This window comes from Peribacillus sp. V2I11 (assembly GCF_030817135.1).
Lineage (GTDB): Bacteria > Bacillota > Bacilli > Bacillales > DSM-1321 > Peribacillus > Peribacillus simplex.
Map to the genome: position 1 here is coordinate 3,632,571 of NZ_JAUSYW010000001.1, position 17,601 is coordinate 3,650,171.

15 protein-coding genes and 2 pseudogenes are annotated in these 17,601 nt (G+C 42.2%); 16 read left to right on the top strand and 1 reads right to left on the bottom strand.

The features are described from left to right. Positions 1 to 31: 31 nt before the first annotated feature. The 5 genes and pseudogenes from QFZ73_RS17710 to QFZ73_RS17730 all read left to right on the top strand — a co-directional run. Positions 32 to 244: pseudogene (locus QFZ73_RS17710) on the top strand (MATE family efflux transporter); the annotation flags it as partial. Between the two features lie 49 nt (positions 245 to 293). Further along, entirely contained in the window at positions 294 to 947 is a 654-nt protein-coding gene (locus QFZ73_RS17715; protein WP_307268839.1) for a nicotianamine synthase family protein, read from the top strand. Between the two features lie 139 nt (positions 948 to 1,086). After that, positions 1,087 to 1,491, top strand: a complete 405-nt coding sequence (locus tag QFZ73_RS17720) for a DoxX family protein (protein WP_307268841.1) — start codon at positions 1,087 to 1,089, stop codon at positions 1,489 to 1,491. A gap of 4 nt (positions 1,492 to 1,495) precedes the next feature. Next, positions 1,496 to 2,344: a VOC family protein gene (locus QFZ73_RS17725; RefSeq protein ID WP_307268843.1), complete on the top strand. Its 849-nt coding sequence runs from the start codon at positions 1,496 to 1,498 to the stop codon at positions 2,342 to 2,344. A gap of 38 nt (positions 2,345 to 2,382) precedes the next feature. Further along, positions 2,383 to 3,068 (top strand): annotated as a pseudogene (locus QFZ73_RS17730) (FMN-dependent NADH-azoreductase). Between the two features lie 60 nt (positions 3,069 to 3,128). Here the strand turns inward: QFZ73_RS17730 and QFZ73_RS17735 are convergent. Next, positions 3,129 to 4,541, bottom strand: coding sequence for a sigma-54 interaction domain-containing protein (locus tag QFZ73_RS17735; protein WP_307268848.1), 1,413 nt, complete (start codon positions 4,539 to 4,541; stop codon positions 3,129 to 3,131). A 383-nt stretch (positions 4,542 to 4,924) separates the two neighbouring features. On the opposite strand from QFZ73_RS17735, the gene pruA reads away from it, so the two are divergent. The 11 genes from pruA (at position 4,925) to QFZ73_RS17790 (ending at position 17,598) form a co-directional block, all read left to right on the top strand. Continuing rightward, the gene (gene pruA / locus QFZ73_RS17740) at positions 4,925 to 6,472 is read left to right on the top strand and encodes an L-glutamate gamma-semialdehyde dehydrogenase (protein WP_251429773.1); all 1,548 of its coding nucleotides are present in this window, start codon (positions 4,925 to 4,927) and stop codon (positions 6,470 to 6,472) included. 18 nt (positions 6,473 to 6,490) lie between these two features. After that, complete coding sequence (locus QFZ73_RS17745) at positions 6,491 to 7,684, top strand: ornithine--oxo-acid transaminase (protein WP_307268853.1); 1,194 nt, start codon at positions 6,491 to 6,493, stop codon at positions 7,682 to 7,684. 22 nt (positions 7,685 to 7,706) lie between these two features. Further along, positions 7,707 to 8,972, top strand: coding sequence for a Glu/Leu/Phe/Val family dehydrogenase (locus QFZ73_RS17750; RefSeq protein WP_307268858.1), 1,266 nt, complete (start codon positions 7,707 to 7,709; stop codon positions 8,970 to 8,972). A 37-nt stretch (positions 8,973 to 9,009) separates the two neighbouring features. Then, positions 9,010 to 9,264 (top strand): biotin/lipoyl attachment domain-containing protein, encoded by a 255-nt coding sequence (locus QFZ73_RS17755; protein ID WP_307268862.1) that lies wholly within the window; start codon positions 9,010 to 9,012, stop codon positions 9,262 to 9,264. Between the two features lie 651 nt (positions 9,265 to 9,915). Beyond that, a complete protein-coding gene (locus tag QFZ73_RS17760; protein ID WP_307268865.1) occupies positions 9,916 to 10,593 on the top strand; it encodes a DUF975 family protein in 678 nt (225 codons plus the stop codon). Between the two features lie 132 nt (positions 10,594 to 10,725). After that, positions 10,726 to 10,905 (top strand): DUF4083 domain-containing protein, encoded by a 180-nt coding sequence (locus QFZ73_RS17765; protein WP_251429783.1) that lies wholly within the window; start codon positions 10,726 to 10,728, stop codon positions 10,903 to 10,905. A gap of 766 nt (positions 10,906 to 11,671) precedes the next feature. Continuing rightward, positions 11,672 to 12,910, top strand: coding sequence for a cytochrome P450 (locus QFZ73_RS17770; protein ID WP_307272879.1), 1,239 nt, complete (start codon positions 11,672 to 11,674; stop codon positions 12,908 to 12,910). 312 nt (positions 12,911 to 13,222) lie between these two features. Next, complete coding sequence (locus QFZ73_RS17775) at positions 13,223 to 13,873, top strand: phosphatase PAP2 family protein (protein WP_307268871.1); 651 nt, start codon at positions 13,223 to 13,225, stop codon at positions 13,871 to 13,873. A gap of 83 nt (positions 13,874 to 13,956) precedes the next feature. Then, positions 13,957 to 14,568, top strand: coding sequence for a DedA family protein (locus QFZ73_RS17780; RefSeq protein WP_307268872.1), 612 nt, complete (start codon positions 13,957 to 13,959; stop codon positions 14,566 to 14,568). A 179-nt stretch (positions 14,569 to 14,747) separates the two neighbouring features. After that, the gene (locus QFZ73_RS17785) at positions 14,748 to 16,385 is read left to right on the top strand and encodes a spore germination protein (protein ID WP_307268875.1); all 1,638 of its coding nucleotides are present in this window, start codon (positions 14,748 to 14,750) and stop codon (positions 16,383 to 16,385) included. Further along, complete coding sequence (locus QFZ73_RS17790) at positions 16,375 to 17,598, top strand: Ger(x)C family spore germination protein (protein WP_285847036.1); 1,224 nt, start codon at positions 16,375 to 16,377, stop codon at positions 17,596 to 17,598. The genes QFZ73_RS17785 and QFZ73_RS17790 overlap by 11 nt, the downstream gene beginning before the upstream one ends. The last annotated feature ends 3 nt before the right edge of the window (positions 17,599 to 17,601 follow it).

Sequence of the window (17,601 nt, forward strand, 5' to 3'; positions counted from 1 at the left end):
ATTGAAGTTTGATTCTTAAGGAGGAAGTAAGGTGAACCATCGATCATATTTGGCCTTGGCCATTCCTCTGACCATATCGACGATAACGACGCCATTGATAGGTGCGGTGGACACCGCTGTTGTGGGTCAGTTACCAAACCCTGCTTATTTGGGCGGCGTAGCTATAGGCACTGTTATTTTCAATACTTTGTATTGGCTGTTTGGGTTTTTGCGGGTGAGCACTTCGAGATTTGCTGCACAATCACGTTTTAACCGAACTGGTTTCCATGATTTCGAAACCGTTGGACCAGCACATGGCAGAAGAAATTCTCAACCATGATGAAATCCGATCGATTCGGGGTACCATGCTTGAAAACCTGACGATTGCTGAAACATTGATGGAGGATCATTATGCCAAATTATTTGTTGGCAAGGTGAACTCCCTGGATGACTTCCGTTCTTTCATTTATTGGGTTAACTATAGAGAACTGATTCAAACGGAAATCAATGAATTGAAAAAGGTGAAAAATGATATTCAATCATTCGCATTTGTAGGGACGGGTCCTCTGCCATTAAGTCCTTTGCTGCTTCATCGGGAGTTGGGTACGAAGATGACATGTCTCGATATAGATGAACAAGCCCATTCACTTGGCAGTCGCATCGTCCAGGAACTGGATAACGAAGGGAATTCAGACTATATCTTGAATGATGGTGCACTTCATGACTACACGGAGTTTGATCTTGTATGGATTGCCAGCCTGGTTCCTAATAAAGAAGAAATACTGGAACGGATATTTCAGACGAATCCTGATGCAACTGTAGCAATACGGTCGGTGGACAGCATTCATCAATTATTATACGAACCCGTTGATGCGACAAAGTTCAGTAAAGTGGCGTGTGAGGAAGTCGGGAGAACGATTGCGGATTCTTTCATCATCAATTCAACCATTTATTACACATTTAAATAGTGAAACCATGGAACGAGTTGCTTCGGCAATTCGTTTTTATTTAGGGGAAAAAAGAAATTCCAACAAACTTACTTGACATTATGAACTTATTAAAATATAATCACTTACATAAAGTAACCGACAAAAGGAGAATTCATACATGAATAAAAATGATGCAGGTCAAGTTTTTTTAAGGGTGATTTTAGGTATTACTTTTTTCATTCACGGCGTTTCAAAGTTTCAAGGGGGTATAGGAAATACGGCCGGATTTTTCGATAGCCTTGGCATTCCTGGGTTCTTGGCGTATATCGTTGCAGGAATCGAATTGATCGGAGGACTTGCGGTTATACTGGGTTTGGGAACACGAATCATTTCCGTCCTATTTGCGGTCATTATGGCGGGGGCGATTTTCACGGCTAAATTACCTGCTGGATTTCTTGGAAACGGGCAAGCAGCGGGTTACGAACTGGACTTGGCACTGCTGGCCATGTCTGTCTATCTAGCGTGTGCAAACCGCACGGTTCTTTCTTTAGATCATGTGATTTTCAATAAAAAAGGGAAGTGAAAATATGGATAAAAATTTTCATCAAAAACCAATTACTTTTGTTGGCGAAGTCAGTATAAATGTTTTGGATTTGAATAATGCCATTCTGTTTTATCAAGAAATCATCGGTCTTCAAGTATTGAAGAAAAACGACCGGCAAGCTGTTTTAACGACAGACGGAAAAACTCCGTTGCTGACACTTGAGCAGCCTGCTGATGTGATTCCGAAAGAAGGGCGGACGACGGGCTTATATCACTTTGCCCTTTTACTGCCAAGCCGTGCCGATTTATCAATTTTTTTGCGCCATTTACTTCAAACGAAATATCCATTTGGAGCGGGGGATCATGAAGTGAGTGAAGCGCTGTACATTACCGATCCGGATGGCAATGGCATTGAAGTATACTCTGACCGGCCATCCACTGATTGGAGATGGGCCGATGGGGAAGTCGCAATGGGCACGGATCCGTTGGATGGGAATGACCTTCTGAAAGAAAGCGATGGTGAGTGGAGCAAACTGCCTGCAGGTACCATAATGGGGCATATACATCTGCATGTAGCCGATTTACGTAAAACGGAGGAGTTTTACATGCAAGGTCTTGGGTTTACCGTCGTGAATCGATATGGAGGAGCGCTCTTTACTTCAACCGGTGGATATCATCATCACATCGGGTTGAACACTTGGAATGGCGTTGGCGCCCCTGCTCCAAAGGAAAATAGTGTGGGGCTAAACTGGTATACTCTCGTTTTTGCAGATGAGGAAGCGAGAAACAAAGTAACGGAACAACTGAAAGGAATCGGGGCTGTCGTCACGGAAAAAGAAGGGTTTTTCGCTGTAAAAGATCCATCAGGCAATGAGATTCATCTAGTCGTCTGAAATTGTAAGAATTAATATAGAAAGTAATGGTGGGAATAATGGGATTCTTAAGTAGATTATTTGGAAATAAAGAAACTGCGGCAAGGAGAATGGAAAAATGACAAAAGTATTATTTGTCAAAGTGAACGATCGTCCTGCAGAACAGGCCATCAGCTCGAAAATGTATGACACCTTCTTAAAAGCATATAAAGAGACACACCGTGCAGATGAAGTGACCGAGCTGGATTTATTTAAAGAAGAACTTCCTTACTATGGAAATACGGCGATTACCGGGTTATATAAACGCAACCAAGGTCTTGAACTGACAGCCGAAGAAGAAAATGCGGCCAAACTGGTTGACCGATATTTAAATCAATTCCTGGCGATGGATAAAGTGGTATTCGCTTTCCCTCTATGGAACTCAACGGTTCCTGCACCGCTAATCACATATCTTTCTTATTTGGCACAAGCCGGTAAAATGTTCAATTATACGGCGGAAGGTCCTGTCGGGTATGCTGGTGATAAAAAAGTCATGCTATTGAACGCCCGCGGTTCTGATTATGCATTAGAAGGAATGGCTTCTGCTGAAATGGCCGTGAATTTAGTGAAAAATATCATTGGCCTGTGGGGGATCAACAATCCGGAGGTCGTTGTCATCCAAGGACATAATCAGTATCCGGATCGGACACAAAAAATCATTGCGGATGGTTTGGAAAACGTTGCAAAAGCGGCTGAAACATTCTGATTGCGAAGTGAAAAAATAGCAGGCAAAAGGCCCTCACTATCAATGGGGGCCTTTTTTGTGTTATTTGACCTGATACTTTTTCAAGCGGTATTGAAGACTTTGGCGGCTAATATTCAGGGCCTTGGCTGCTTGGGAGATATTCATGCCATGTTCCTTCAATATCTTCTCCAAGTATTGCTTTTCAGTATTGGCGATATAATCATCAAGAGATAAGGTCGACTCTTGTAAATCCCCATTTGCATGGGTCTCTTTTCTTTCGGGATGAATGTCTTCCAAATGGGCTTTTTTCCTAAAAAGGGTCGGAAGGTGGGTGATGGCAATCTTTGTATCGCCAGGTTCCATTAAATTCATGGCCCCCTCAATGATATGTTCAAGTTCCCTTACATTCCCGGGCCAGTCGTAATCATAAAAAAGCGAGTAGACCTCTTCGCTGATTCCTTCTATATTCAATTCGAAAAGTGCATTGAATTTCTCGATGAAGGATTGCGCCAGCAAAGGAATATCCTCTTTCCGTTCACGAAGAGGCGGGATGAATAACGAAACGACACTTAATCGGTAGTATAAATCCTTTCGTAAATGATCATTTGAAATGGCATCTATCGGATCTTCATTTATCGTTGCAATGACGCGAACGTCAATTTTTTTATCTTTTGTATCCCCAACACGGCGAATCGTCCTTTCTTGAAGGGCACGTAATAACTTCGCTTGCATGTTCGGATTTAATGAGTTGATTTCATCTAGCAGGATAGTACCGCCCTGTGCCTGTTCGAATAATCCAGGCCTTTCAATCGATCCGGTGAAAGCGCCTTTCTTTGTGCCGAAGAGTATTCCTTCAATTAGACTATCTGGCAGGGCAGCACAGTTTTGGCTGATGAAAGGATGTGTCGAACGGTTGCTGCCATTATGGATGCTTTGGGCGAAGAGCTCTTTTCCGGTGCCCGTTTCCCCTACGATTAGGATGGAGGATGCCGTTCTGGTCGAGCGCTTGCTCTTTTCTATGACTTCCAAGAAATTTTCACTCGTTCCGATGATGCTGTCAAACGTATATTTGGTATCGCCCTTATTTAAGATATTATCCTTAATGATTCTTTCAAGATTCGTTATATCCTTTGCCACTTCAATGGCTCCGATGATATTTTGCTTTTGATCCAAAATCGGAAACGTATTATTGATTGTGGTAATTTCCTGGCCAAGATTATTGAAGTAGGTCTGCTTCGAGTTCTCGGTTGCCTTACCCGAATGAAGTGCCCTTATTAATGTACTCTCCGTTTCTTCCTTGAATTTAAAGATTTCGTGAATCTTCTTCCCTAATACTTCTTCTGAATCCATTCCTTCAATTTCTGCCATTTTCTTGTTATATACAATGGTCCGCCCTTTTATATCGATTATATGTATCCCAATATCGATTACATCCACAAGCGAATAGAGGATGGTTTGGAAACCTTCTATTTTAATGATTTGATCTAAATACATGAATGCCTCCCGTTTTTCTTCTTTTCTTAGAGCTATTGTAGAGGAATTGAAGCAAAGGCGCAAATAAAATTTGCACAGCAAGATTATTTTGCATCGAAGTGCAAAGGTATTTTGCGGAAAAAGTGAAAAAATACTGTTTTTTATGTTTTTTCTAGTTGGCACGAATCTTGCATTAATAAAAAGTGTGAGGTTTAAGCGGCAAAAATAGGATTAGAGCAAAAAATAATGGCATACTATGTCGATTTTGCCCCAAAAGTGCTGAATTTCATTGCATATTTCAAGAAAAAACATTATTTTTTCGAAAAAATGAAAAGTTGGCACGGAAATTGCTTGTTAAATAAGGGAGAAGTAAAAAACATTAAACTTTAGGGAGATGAGCCATAATGGTCCAACCATATAAACACGAACCATTTACTAATTTTAAAATCGAAGAAAACAATAAAGCTTTTCAAGTGGCATTGAATGATGTAGCTAATGATTTAGGGAAGAAATATCCGCTGATCATTAATGGTGAAAAAGTGTTTACTGATGAAGTCATTACCTCTGTAAACCCAGCAAATAAAGAAGAAGTTATTGGAACCGTATCCAAAGCGAACAAGGATCTTGCTGAGCAAGCGATGCAAGCGGCAGATAAGACATTCCAAACTTGGAGAAAAACGAAAGCGGAAGTGCGTGCAAATATTTTATTCAGGGCTGCAGCCATCGTTCGGAGAAGAAAACACTATTTCTCGGCTCTATTGGTAAAAGAAGCAGGAAAGCCTTGGAATGAAGCGGATGCAGATACAGCGGAAGCGATCGACTTCATGGAATACTATGCACGTCAAATGCTTAAGCTGAAAGACGGCATGCCAGTGGAAAGCCGTCCGATTGAACACAATGCTTTCAATTATATTCCGCTTGGTGTCGGTGTCATCATCTCACCTTGGAACTTCCCGTTTGCGATCATGGCAGGCATGACGACGGCGGCTCTTGTTTCAGGTAATACGGTCTTATTGAAACCGGCCAGTACAACACCGGTCATTGCAGCTAAATTCATTGAAGTGTTGGAAGAAGCGGGCTTGCCTGCAGGAGTTGTGAACTTCATTCCAGGAAGCGGTGCTGAAGTTGGTGATTATTTGGTAGATCATCCTCGTACACGTTTCATCAGCTTCACCGGATCTCGTGATGTTGGAATCCGTATTTATGAGCGTGCGTCAAAAGTTCATGAAGGCCAAATCTGGTTAAAACGTGTCATCGCTGAAATGGGCGGTAAAGATACGATCGTTGTTGATAAAGAGGCTGATCTGGAATTGGCGGCACAATCAATCGTCGCTTCTGCATTCGGATTCTCCGGTCAAAAATGTTCTGCTTGTTCACGTACCGTCGTAGTGGAAGATGTATATGACCAAGTCTTGAATCGTGTCATTGAATTAACGAAAGAAAAAACAGTCGGCGAACCAACGGATGTAAACAACTTCATGGGGCCGGTTATCGATCAAGCAGCTTACGATAAAGTCATGAGCTATGTTGAAATCGGTAAAAAAGAAGGGAAACTTGTTGCAGGTGGAGAAGGAGACAATTCAAAAGGTTTCTTCATCCAGCCAACTATCATTGCCGATGTGGATGAGAACGCACGAGTCATGAAAGAGGAGATTTTCGGACCAGTGGTTGCGTTCTGTAAGGCAAAAGATTTCAATCATGCAATCGAGATTGCCAATAACACGGATTATGGATTGACGGGTGCGGTCATCTCGAACAATATTGAACATATCGAACAAGCACGTGAGGATTTCCACGTAGGTAACTTGTACTTCAATCGCGGCTGTACTGGTGCCATTGTAGGATACCAGCCATTTGGCGGATTCAATATGTCAGGTACAGATTCAAAAGCGGGCGGTCCTGATTATTTAGTTCTTCACCTTCAAGGAAAAACAACATCTGAAACGCTATAAATTTTAGGGGGAATCAACATGACAACATTAACGGAAAAATTAATCGAGCAAACAGAACAATATGGTGCAAACAATTATAATCCACTTCCAATCGTCATTTCGAAGGCAGAAGGAGTTTGGGTGGAAGATCCTGAAGGCAACAAATATATGGATATGCTTAGTGCCTATTCAGCAGTGAACCAAGGCCACAGACATCCGAAAATCATCGACGAATTAAAAAAACAAGCTGATCGCGTAACATTAACGTCCCGTGCATTCCATAGTGATAAATTAGGCCCATGGTATGAAATGGTTTCACGCATTACGCAAAAAGACATGGCACTGCCTATGAATACGGGTGCTGAAGCCGTTGAAACAGCAATCAAAGCTGTTAGGCGCTGGGGTTATGATGTTAAGGGAATCGCAGAAAACCAAGCTGAAATCATTGCTTGTATCGGGAACTTCCATGGCCGTACGATGGCAGCCGTGTCCTTGTCATCCGATGAGGAATATAGAAGGGGCTTTGGACCGATGCTGCCAGGGATCAAGCTTATCCCTTACGGCGATCTTAATGCATTGAAAGAAGCGATTACACCGCAAACGGCTGGATTTTTAATCGAACCGATTCAAGGTGAAGCAGGAATCATCATACCGCCACAAGGATTCCTAAAAGAAGCTTACGAGTTATGTAAAGAAAATAATGTCCTATTCGTTTCTGATGAAATTCAGTCGGGACTTGGACGTTCAGGAAAAATGTTCGCCTCTGACTGGGATGGAGTAGTTCCGGATATGTACATTTTAGGTAAGGCGCTGGGCGGCGGGGTTTTCCCAATCTCTTGCGTAGCTGCGAACCGTGAAATCCTTGGCGTATTCAATCCTGGTTCCCATGGTTCTACATTCGGCGGCAATCCATTGGCATGTGCGGTTTCCATCGCTTCATTGGAAGTCCTTGAAGAAGAGAAGCTAGCGGAACGTTCATTGGAGCTTGGACAATACTTCATGGATAGTTTAAAAGAAATCAAGAATCCAATGATTAAAGATATCCGAGGCAGAGGGTTATTCATCGGGGTCGAATTAACAGAAGCAGCAAGACCTTATTGTGAGCAGCTTAAAGAAGAAAAACTGCTATGTAAAGAAACACATGATACAGTCATCCGTTTTGCTCCGCCATTAGTGATTACAAAAGAAGACTTGGATTGGGCAATCGAACGCATTAAAAGAGTTTTATCCTAATATACCTATGAGGTGAATTCCATTGAGTACAACGATCAAAGAAGAAAAAGAAACTGCCAGCTTGCTTGATTCAACACAGGTCGTAATCAAGGAGGCGCTGGATAAGCTTGGCTATTCTGAAGAAGTGTTCGAGCTTTTGAAGGAACCTCTTCGGATGCTGACCGTCCGGATTCCAATTAAGATGGATGACAATACGACGAAGATTTTCACTGGATACCGTGCCCAGCACAACGATGCTGTCGGTCCGACGAAAGGCGGAATCCGTTTTCATCCCGAAGTCGATGAGGAAGAAGTCAAAGCACTTTCAATGTGGATGAGTTTGAAATGCGGAATCGTGAATCTGCCATATGGCGGAGGAAAAGGCGGCATCATCTGTGATCCGCGCCAAATGTCCATAGGTGAATTGGAAAGGCTTAGCCGTGGATACGTTCGGGCAATCAGCCAAATAGTGGGGCCGACCAAAGATATTCCGGCCCCGGATGTTTATACGAATTCACAAATCATGGCATGGATGATGGATGAGTACAGTAGAATAAGAGAACACGATTCTCCTGGTTTCATTACAGGTAAGCCACTGGTACTTGGCGGTTCACACGGTAGGGAAAAGGCGACTGCACAAGGTGTCACCATCTGTATCGAGGAAGCGGCAAAGCGTAAGGGCATAGAATTGAAAGGTGCACGCATCATCGTCCAAGGGTTTGGGAACGCAGGAAGCTTTTTGGCCAAATTCATGCATGATGCAGGTGCGAAAGTGATTGGTATATCGGATGCATATGGTGCCATATATAACCCGGATGGTCTGGATATCGATTACTTACTTGATAAAAGGGATAGCTTTGGAACGGTAACGACACTATTCGATAATACAATCACCAATCAGGAACTTCTGGAACAAGATTGTGATATTTTAGTGCCTGCTGCCATTTCCAATCAAATCACCAAAGAAAATGCACATCTTATCAAGGCCCAAATTGTCGTGGAGGCAGCGAATGGACCTACCACATTGGAGGCAACCAAGATCTTGACGGAACGCAATGTGCTTCTCGTACCTGATGTATTGGCAAGTTCAGGTGGTGTGACAGTTTCTTACTTTGAATGGGTTCAAAATAATCAAGGTTATTATTGGGAAGATGCAGAAGTCCAAACCAAATTAAAAGAGTTATTGGTCAATTCATTTAATCAAGTATATGAAATGTCCGAGATAAGAAAAGTGGATATGAGGCTGGCAGCGTATATGGTGGGTGTCAGAAAAATGGCAGAAGCCTCGATATTCCGCGGCTGGGTATAAGCTTTAGTCTAATAATGGGGAGTGGAGGAGTGATTCCGTGTTAAAACCGATTCATACCATCGAGTGTGCTCAGGATGGGACCGTCGAACAAGTTTACGTTCAAAAGAATTCCTATGTTTATGAATGGGAGAGGCTCTTTTTAGTGAAGACGGAAGATGGGGAATTGATTGATGTTTCAATAGGTGCCAGTGGACACATTACTGAAATTAATGTTTCGGCAGGGGATCCTATAAATAGAAAGCTTCCTTTAGCTTTGCTCCAAGACGATTTCGTTATAACTGGCTCTGATTGATTATAGGAAAAAGGGTGTTCCAAAGGCGGAGGTGATTCGGCTTTGGGATGCTCTTTTTTTGTTGGATCATTTAATTGGTGATGACAAGGCCAGGAAAAAGTTTGAAAAAGATAATATTCGATTGGACCGGAGGAAATCGATAGGATTCAAGTGGAAGGAACCTATATGGGCGGTTCTTTGGTTCATCAGGAAGAATGGGAGAAAACTAAGTGAAAATAATAGGGGACGAAAAGAGAACGGATTTCCTTTTCGTCCCTTTCACTTTCTTGGAACGGATGAAAGGAACCTTCTATAGTGAAAAATAAAAGCGCCTTCGCAGACAGTAGTCTTAACAAGCCGTGGCTCCGCGAAGTTTTTGGAAGGAATTGATGGGTTCGTGGCACTGAAGGTGATAAATGGCATATTGCCATATTCCCTTTCATAAACTGTTATGAACAAACAAGCCAATAGACCAAGGGCCAGAAAGGAGTTGATCATGGCTGCTCGAAACCGGGTAAACCGCTTGACTCTATCTGTGTGTGCTTTCTAGGAATTTAAGCCCGCGGCTTGAATACGAAGTGAGATAGACATCAAATAAATAGTGGTTTTTCTGAATGTATCCAAATTTCATTCAGAATTCCGCCATTTAAAAAAGGGGAGATAAATCAGCGTATGAGAATCTCAGAATTAAAAAGGAAAGCCCTTCAGTCGTTGGGAGGTAAATGGGGAGTAACTGTTTCGCTTATGTTTCTGTTGTTCTTGATCAACCTCATTTTCCCTTTAATTGTCGAAGTGATCGGAAGCGGTGGGTTTTCAAAATGGCTCATGCAGGAAGAAACACCGTTATGGTCTGATACCTTCAGCTTGGTCTTTTCCATTGCCTTAATCCCGCTTGCCATTTCAACCACTTGGTTCTACCTGAATTTAGTTAGGGAAGGAAACCCTGATATTCCAGAAGTATTCGCTATCTATAAAGATGGAAAAACCTCTTTCAAGCTTATTGGGGCATCCATCTTACAAGCTATTTTCATTTTTTTATGGTCATTATTATTAATCATTCCGGGTATCATCAAATGCATCGCCTATTCGCAGCTGTTTTTCTTATTGAAGGATCATCCTGAATACACGGTGCTTGATGCCATTAAAGAAAGCAGAAAAAGAATGAAGGGCTTGAAATGGAAGTATTTCCTTATGCACCTAAGCTTCATCGGGTGGGGCATCCTTTGTATGTTCACGCTGGGAATTGGTTTACTATGGTTGATTCCTTATTGCGGAACAACAATGGCAGCATTCTATAATGAATTAATCGTGCCTCAAGAAGATTTTGACGATCAACAAATAGAGGTATAAAAGATTAACCGATAGCAAATGGCTATCGGTTTTTTTATCCCTTTAATTCCCGATTCCCCTTAAAAAGGCTAAATTGTTCATTTTACCTGGTGTATAATAGAATACGGAGAATGCCATTAGGGGGATTACATAGTGAGTGGGTATAATATTGCGGATCTGATATACCAATTGTTTTGCCTTGTATTTCTAATCCTGATCATCGTTGGGACCGTATCCCTTTTCCGTTCCATCAAGCAGCGTAAAACCAGACTGGATATCATGGAAAAGAAAATGGATGATTTACATGAACTGATTAAAAGGGGCAAGAATTGACGGCTGTATCGTGCAGCCGTTCAGACTGTAGACACACTCGAAGAAAAGCGAGTTTGCCTGCAGTTTTTTATTTGAAAAACGTTCCAGTTGATTGAACAGGAAGGTACGAGACTCATGTGGGAAAAGCGTGTCCAAGGGATACCCCGCGGGCGAGTGCCTGAAGTGGAAATCAACGATCAGATTTACAAACCCACAAAAAAACGTTCCAGCTTGATTTCAGAAATCCGCTCCCTTTCCGCCGACTGTCTGCCAAGCCGCATCAAAGCAAGGGTCTATGGGGTCTCGGTTATCCAGTTATTCGGGGTGAGACATTTCGAACCCCATTTTGTCTGCAAACTTGACGGCTGCATCGTGCAGCCGTTTTTCTATGCAGTGGAGTCATTCCGATTCAAACTCCGGAAATCATTAAATTATCTATACTGAAATAACTTAGTGAAAAGCACTGTCTCCGAAGTTGAAAAAGGGGATTGGATTTTAAGCATCAATTGAGAGACATGAAAAAATAGAAAAAGAAAGAGAATTGTCAAAAATAAGCAGTTTTACATAGGGTTGTTGGGATTGTGGGGCAAATTTCATGTAAGGCTGCTGGTATGGAAGATGCATGGTTTGTTGCGGGATTTTACCCTATAATGGAATAGATGTGTATGTAAGGATTTGGTGAAAAGTCTATCAGGAATGCTCGACCCTATAACAAATCGACGGAGATGGGAATGCTGAACATTCGATCCTTTTGTTAGGTAACTTTTGAGAAGTCGGAGGAGTCGGTATCATGAAAGAAATTATTGCAGTAAAAGAAATTACTAGGTTTAAAACACGGTCGGAGGAATTTAGTCCGTACGCTTGGTGTAAACGGATGTTAGAAAATGACCCGGTGAGTTATCACGAAGGAACGGATACGTGGAATGTTTTTAAATATGAAGATGTGAAGCGGGTTCTCAGTGATTATAAGCATTTTTCGAGTGTTCGGAAACGGACTACCATATCGGTTGGAACGGATAGTGATGAAGGTTCTGTGCCTGATAAGATCAAAATCACTGAAGCCGATCCACCTGAGCATAGAAAACGCCGTTCACTGCTGGCCGCAGCATTCACACCTAGAAGTCTTCAAAACTGGGAACCCCGCATTCAGGAAATTGCAGATGAATTGATTGGAGAAATGGATGAGGAAACGGAAATCGAAATTGTGCAATCATTTGCGAGTCCGCTCCCGATCATTGTCATGTCGGATTTGATGGGCGTTCCCTCGAAAGATCGTTTATTGTTTAAGAAATGGGTGGATATCTTATTCCTTCCTTTTGATAAAGAAAAACAAGAAGAAGTAAATGAATTGAAGCAAGTGGCAGCAAAAGAATACTATCAGTATTTGTATCCGATTGTGGTGCAAAAACGATTAAACCCGGCAGATGATATCATCTCAGATCTATTGAAGTCAGAAGTGGATGGGGAAATGTTTACGGATGATGAGGTTGTCCGGACGACCATGCTGATTTTAGGAGCGGGTGTCGAGACAACAAGTCATTTACTGGCCATTAGCTTTTATTCCCTGTTATATGATGACAAGGAAGTTTATCAAGAGTTACATGAAAACCTGGATCTAGTGCCGCAGGCGGTCGAAGAAATGCTTCGTTTCCGATTCAATCTTATTAAATTGGATCGCACCGTAAAGGAAGATAACGATTTATTGGGAGTGGAATTGAAAGAAGGGGATAACGTGGTCGTTTGGATGAGTGCAGCTAATTTGGATGAAGAGATGTTTGAAGACGCCTTCACCCTTAATATCCACCGCCCTAATAATAAGAAACATCTAACCTTCGGAAATGGCCCTCATTTCTGCCTGGGAGCGCCGCTAGCCAGGCTGGAAGCAAAGATTGCGCTTACTACATTCCTGAAGAAATTCAAGCATATTGAAGCGGTGCCATCGTTCCAGTTAGAAGAGAATCTTACCGATTCAGCGACCGGTCAAACTTTGACATCACTGCCGCTTAAGGCATTCCGTACAGTTTAAAAAACGAAAAACCTTGTGCACAAACCTGCATAAGGTTTTTTCCTTGTTAGTAGGGAAGCATGGCATTCATGTTGAATGGTATGCGTTAAATGTCACTCCTGAACCGTTCGACAGGAAATCCATAGTAACCCGAAGTTGAGGTGACAATGACGAATAGAGTAGTATGATAAAGTAGAAAATTTTGTGCCGAGGCATGTTCCCCGAATTAGGTTGGCGGGCGATGAAGCAATTACACTCACCATGCAATGAAGAAGATATGATAAAATGGAAATTTCCATATGAAACAGTTTTAATAAATGAAAGGATGTTATTATGAAATTAAAGCAGCAATTAACCATTGCCTTTATAATAAGTGTACTTTCTTTAATCGGGTTCAGTTTCATGGCATTTACCATAAGTGCAAATGAATACCTGAAATTTGATGAAGAGGTCATTTCCTTGGTGCAGGGATGGGAGTCTCCTCTTCTGACGGACATCATGAAGTTCTTTACCTACATAGGTTCTACCGGTTTCCTGATCATCCTTTCCTTGGTCATTTTGTTTTTCTTATATAGGGTTTTGAAGCATCGTTTGGAACTAGTCCTATTCACTGCAGTCATGGTTGGTTCACCTCTTCTCAATTTGATGGTTAAGCTATTCTTTCAACGCGCCCGGCCCGATTTACATCGACTCATCGAAATAGGGGGGTACAGTTTCCCTAGTGGACATGCCATGAATGCATTCTCTTTATACGGTATTCTTACATTTCTGCTATGGCGTCACATTACGGCTATGTGGGCAAGGATTCTATTGATTCTGTTCAGCATGATGATGATCCTCTCGATAGGTATAAGCCGAATATATTTGGGGGTCCATTATCCTAGTGATATCATTGCCGGATATTTGGCGGGTGGTTGTTGGATTGCGATTTCCATTTGGTTTTTCCAAAGGTATCAAGACCGGCGGAAGAACAAAGATCGTTAATGAAGGAAGCAAGGTTATTGCAAGATAAGCAGCCGGCAGGTAACAAGTCAGCTGTTGATTCAAGAAAGTTAGGAGCGTATTAAATGGAAAACTGGATTACGGAATTCATGAATGATTTTGGGTATATGGGAATCTTTCTATTAATAGCATTGGAAAATATTTTCCCGCCGATCCCGTCTGAGGTCATTCTTACTTTTGGCGGTTACATGACGACAAAAGCGAATATGACGATTATGGGCGTCGTGATCGCATCGACTCTTGGGTCAGTGGCAGGGGCAGTCGTCCTTTATGGAATTGGTTTACTTCTTGATGTTAAGGTCATTGAAAAGTTCGTGGAAAGATGGGGCCATATCCTTCGGTTAACGGTATCGGACGTCCATAAGGCGAATTCATGGTTTGACAAGTACGGGTCATGGACCGTGTTTTTCTGTAGACTGGTTCCGCTGATCAGAAGCTTGATCTCGATTCCGGCAGGCATGTCCCATATGAGCTTTTGGCTCTTTCTGCTTTACACAACATCCGGAACATTAATTTGGAACATCATCTTAGTGAATATCGGGGCAGCTGTTGGATCTTCGTGGGAAGATATTGTAGGGTATATGGACATTTATTCAAACATCGTTTATGCGATATTGGCCTTGCTATTCATTACTTTCGTTGTTTTGATTTTTAGAAGGAATAAAGGCAAAGTATAATCTCAGTTTAGTTGATTGGGCCGTTCGAATCGGCACTTTCAATGCATACCGAATATGAACGCCAAAGGCTGTCATTGCGACAGCCTTTTTTGTATGGAAGGAAGAAGGCAGAACTCAGAATAAAGGGGGAATGCTTTGGACAAAATGAGTGAAACGAAAAAGGAATGAGGTTCGGTGCTATGGCTTCTTTTTTCAAACAAAAGAGACAAGTGAAGCAAAGTAAAAAGAAAAAGGAAGATGAAAGTCAATCCAAAAGTAAAACGCCTGATTATATTGAAAGTTCCATTTCGGCCAATCTGGAAATCGTGAAGAAAAAGACGGGAAACAGTCCGGACATCATTATCCGAACGTTGAAAATCGGTCAAAATCCGGAGATGAAAACTTCTATTTTGTATGTGCAGGGTCTGATTGATAATCCAAGCGTTACGGACTTTTTAATTGAATCAATCATGAAAAATCCTCATCTATCGGAAAAAATACTTCCACAAGAAGCGTTGGATATAATCTCTGAGGACGTGGTTTCCCTCGGTGGTGTAGAAACCGTCAAGGACTGGGAAAAACTATTTTTGTCATTATTATCAGGGGACAGCATCATTTTTGTTGATGGTATCAACATCGCCCTGGTTGCCAGTACAAAAGGGGGAGAAAAGCGCTCGATTCAGGAGCCAAGCACGCATTTGACTGTCCGGGGATCAAGAGAAGGGTTCACGGAATCGAATGGAACGAACATCGCCATGTTACGCAGGATCATCAATACCCCGGATTTATGGATAGAGTCGATGAAAATAGGCACGGTGACAAAAACGGACGTTTCCATCATGTATATAAATGGAATTGTCAAAGAAGGGATCGTCGAGGAGGTCAAGAAGCGCTTAAATCGAATTAACATCGATAGCATTCTTGAATCAGGATATATTGAACAATTGATAGAAGACCAGGTCATGACCCCATTCCCGACCCTTAACCATACAGAAAGACCGGATATGGTCGCGGGAAATCTCCTGGAAGGAAGAGTGGCGATATTCGTTAATGGAACGCCTTTTGTCTTGATAGCCCCGGCATTATTCGTACAATTTTTCCAATCTGTCGAAGACTACTATAATCGCTTCGACATTGCTTCAGCCACACGTTTTTTACGGATAATCGTTTTCATTATCTCTATAGTCGGGCCGGCTGTCTATGTTGCAGCCACGACTTATCATCAGGAAATGATCCCAACGAAGTTGCTGGTCATTGTCGCAGCCCAAAGGGAAACGGTTCCTTTGCCGGCCGTCGTTGAAGCGATTCTTATGGAAATGACCTTTGAAATATTAAGGGAAGCAAGTCTTCGGATGCCAAAGGCTGTTGGTTCGACAATGTCCATTGTCGGAGCTTTGGTCATCGGGCAGGCGGCAGTCCAGGCTGGTATCGTATCGCCGGCAATGGTCATCATCGTCTCGATCACGGCGATTGCCAGTTTTGCAACCCCTTCTTATTCCATAGCGATTTCTGCCCGCATTGTTCGGTTCGGATTCATCATTTGTGCCGGAGCTTTAGGTTTTTATGGGATGATTTTAGCCTTTTTCGTCCTTATTGTCCATTTATGCAGCCTGCGTTCGCTTGGAGTTCCTTATATGACACCGCTCGCCCCTCTGAATCCGGAAGGGTTGGGCGACACATTCTTCAGAAGACCTATGTGGGCGTTCAAGGAAAGGCCAAAATTATTATCCAACGAAAATAATCTGATAAGGGAAGGCGGAAATCAAAGACCATTGCCTCCTGAATCGCGTGGAATGAAAACTTCTGACGAGAAAAAAGGTGAAGGCAATGAATCGTAAAAGACTGGTTCTGCTCTTGATGTTGATATGCACTATATTCACCTCCGGCTGTTGGAATAAAAGGGAGTTAAACGAAATGGCCATCGTCTCTGCAGTGGGAATCGATAAAAATAAAGACGGAAAGATAGTGGGAACGTTCCAAATCATAAATCCAGGCAATGTTGCCGGAGCTCTTCAGGGCGGCGGCGGAACTAATCCACCCATATCCGTTTATAGGGCCACCGGCTACAATGTGCTTGAACTGGATAGTATCGCTACAACTAAACTCTCGCGAGATATGTATTTTGCCCATGCAAACTTGATTGTCATCGGTGAGGAAATTGCAAGAAAAGAGGGACTCAACGATATTTTCGATGCATTTGAGCGTTCACCGGAATTCAGGGCAACTACGAGGATCGTGATTGCCCGGGGTGTGAAAGCAAGGGATATAGTTGAAGCGTTAACGGCACTCGATAAGGTATCAGCTGAAAAAGTCATTAAGACGATTGAAACCTCGGAAAAACAGCAGGGGGAAAATATCAGCATCAATCTTCAAGAAGTGATCAAAAATCTTGTAAGTACCGGAAAGGAACCGGTAATAAGCGGATTTACCGTAAAGGGTAACATAGGTGAAGAGAATAAAATGGAGAATACCCAGTTTTCGGATATCAAGGCAAATCCCAATGCTGCAGGAATAGGTGTTTTTAAAGATGGTAAATTGATTGACTGGCTCGATGGCGATAAGGCAAAGGGATCAATGTGGGTAATGGATAGGATTGAACAAACTAATTTATTCATTGATTGGAAAGATAAAAAAAATGCAATCAGCTATCATGTGCTCCGCCAAAAAACCAACGTCGGGGCAAAATTGGTAAATGGCAAACCAAAAATATTGATAAAGGTCCGGGCAGAAGGAGATATACGAGAGGTGAATGTGCCTTTGAATCTAACCGATACGCATGTTCTGATAGATCTTGAAAAGAAGTTAGCAAAAGACTTGAAGAAGGAGATGGAAGATGCAATCGTACGAGCACAAAAAAATAAATCCGATACTTTTGGATTTGGTGAACTCATGCACGAATCCCACCCGAAAGAATGGAAAAAAATCGAAAAGAACTGGGACAATGATTCCTTTCCCAAGCTGGAAGTGGATGTACAGGTAGAAACTTTCATTCGCCGTACCGGAATACGTAATAAACCGTTTCTTTCAAATTTAAAAAAGGATGATCAATAATGG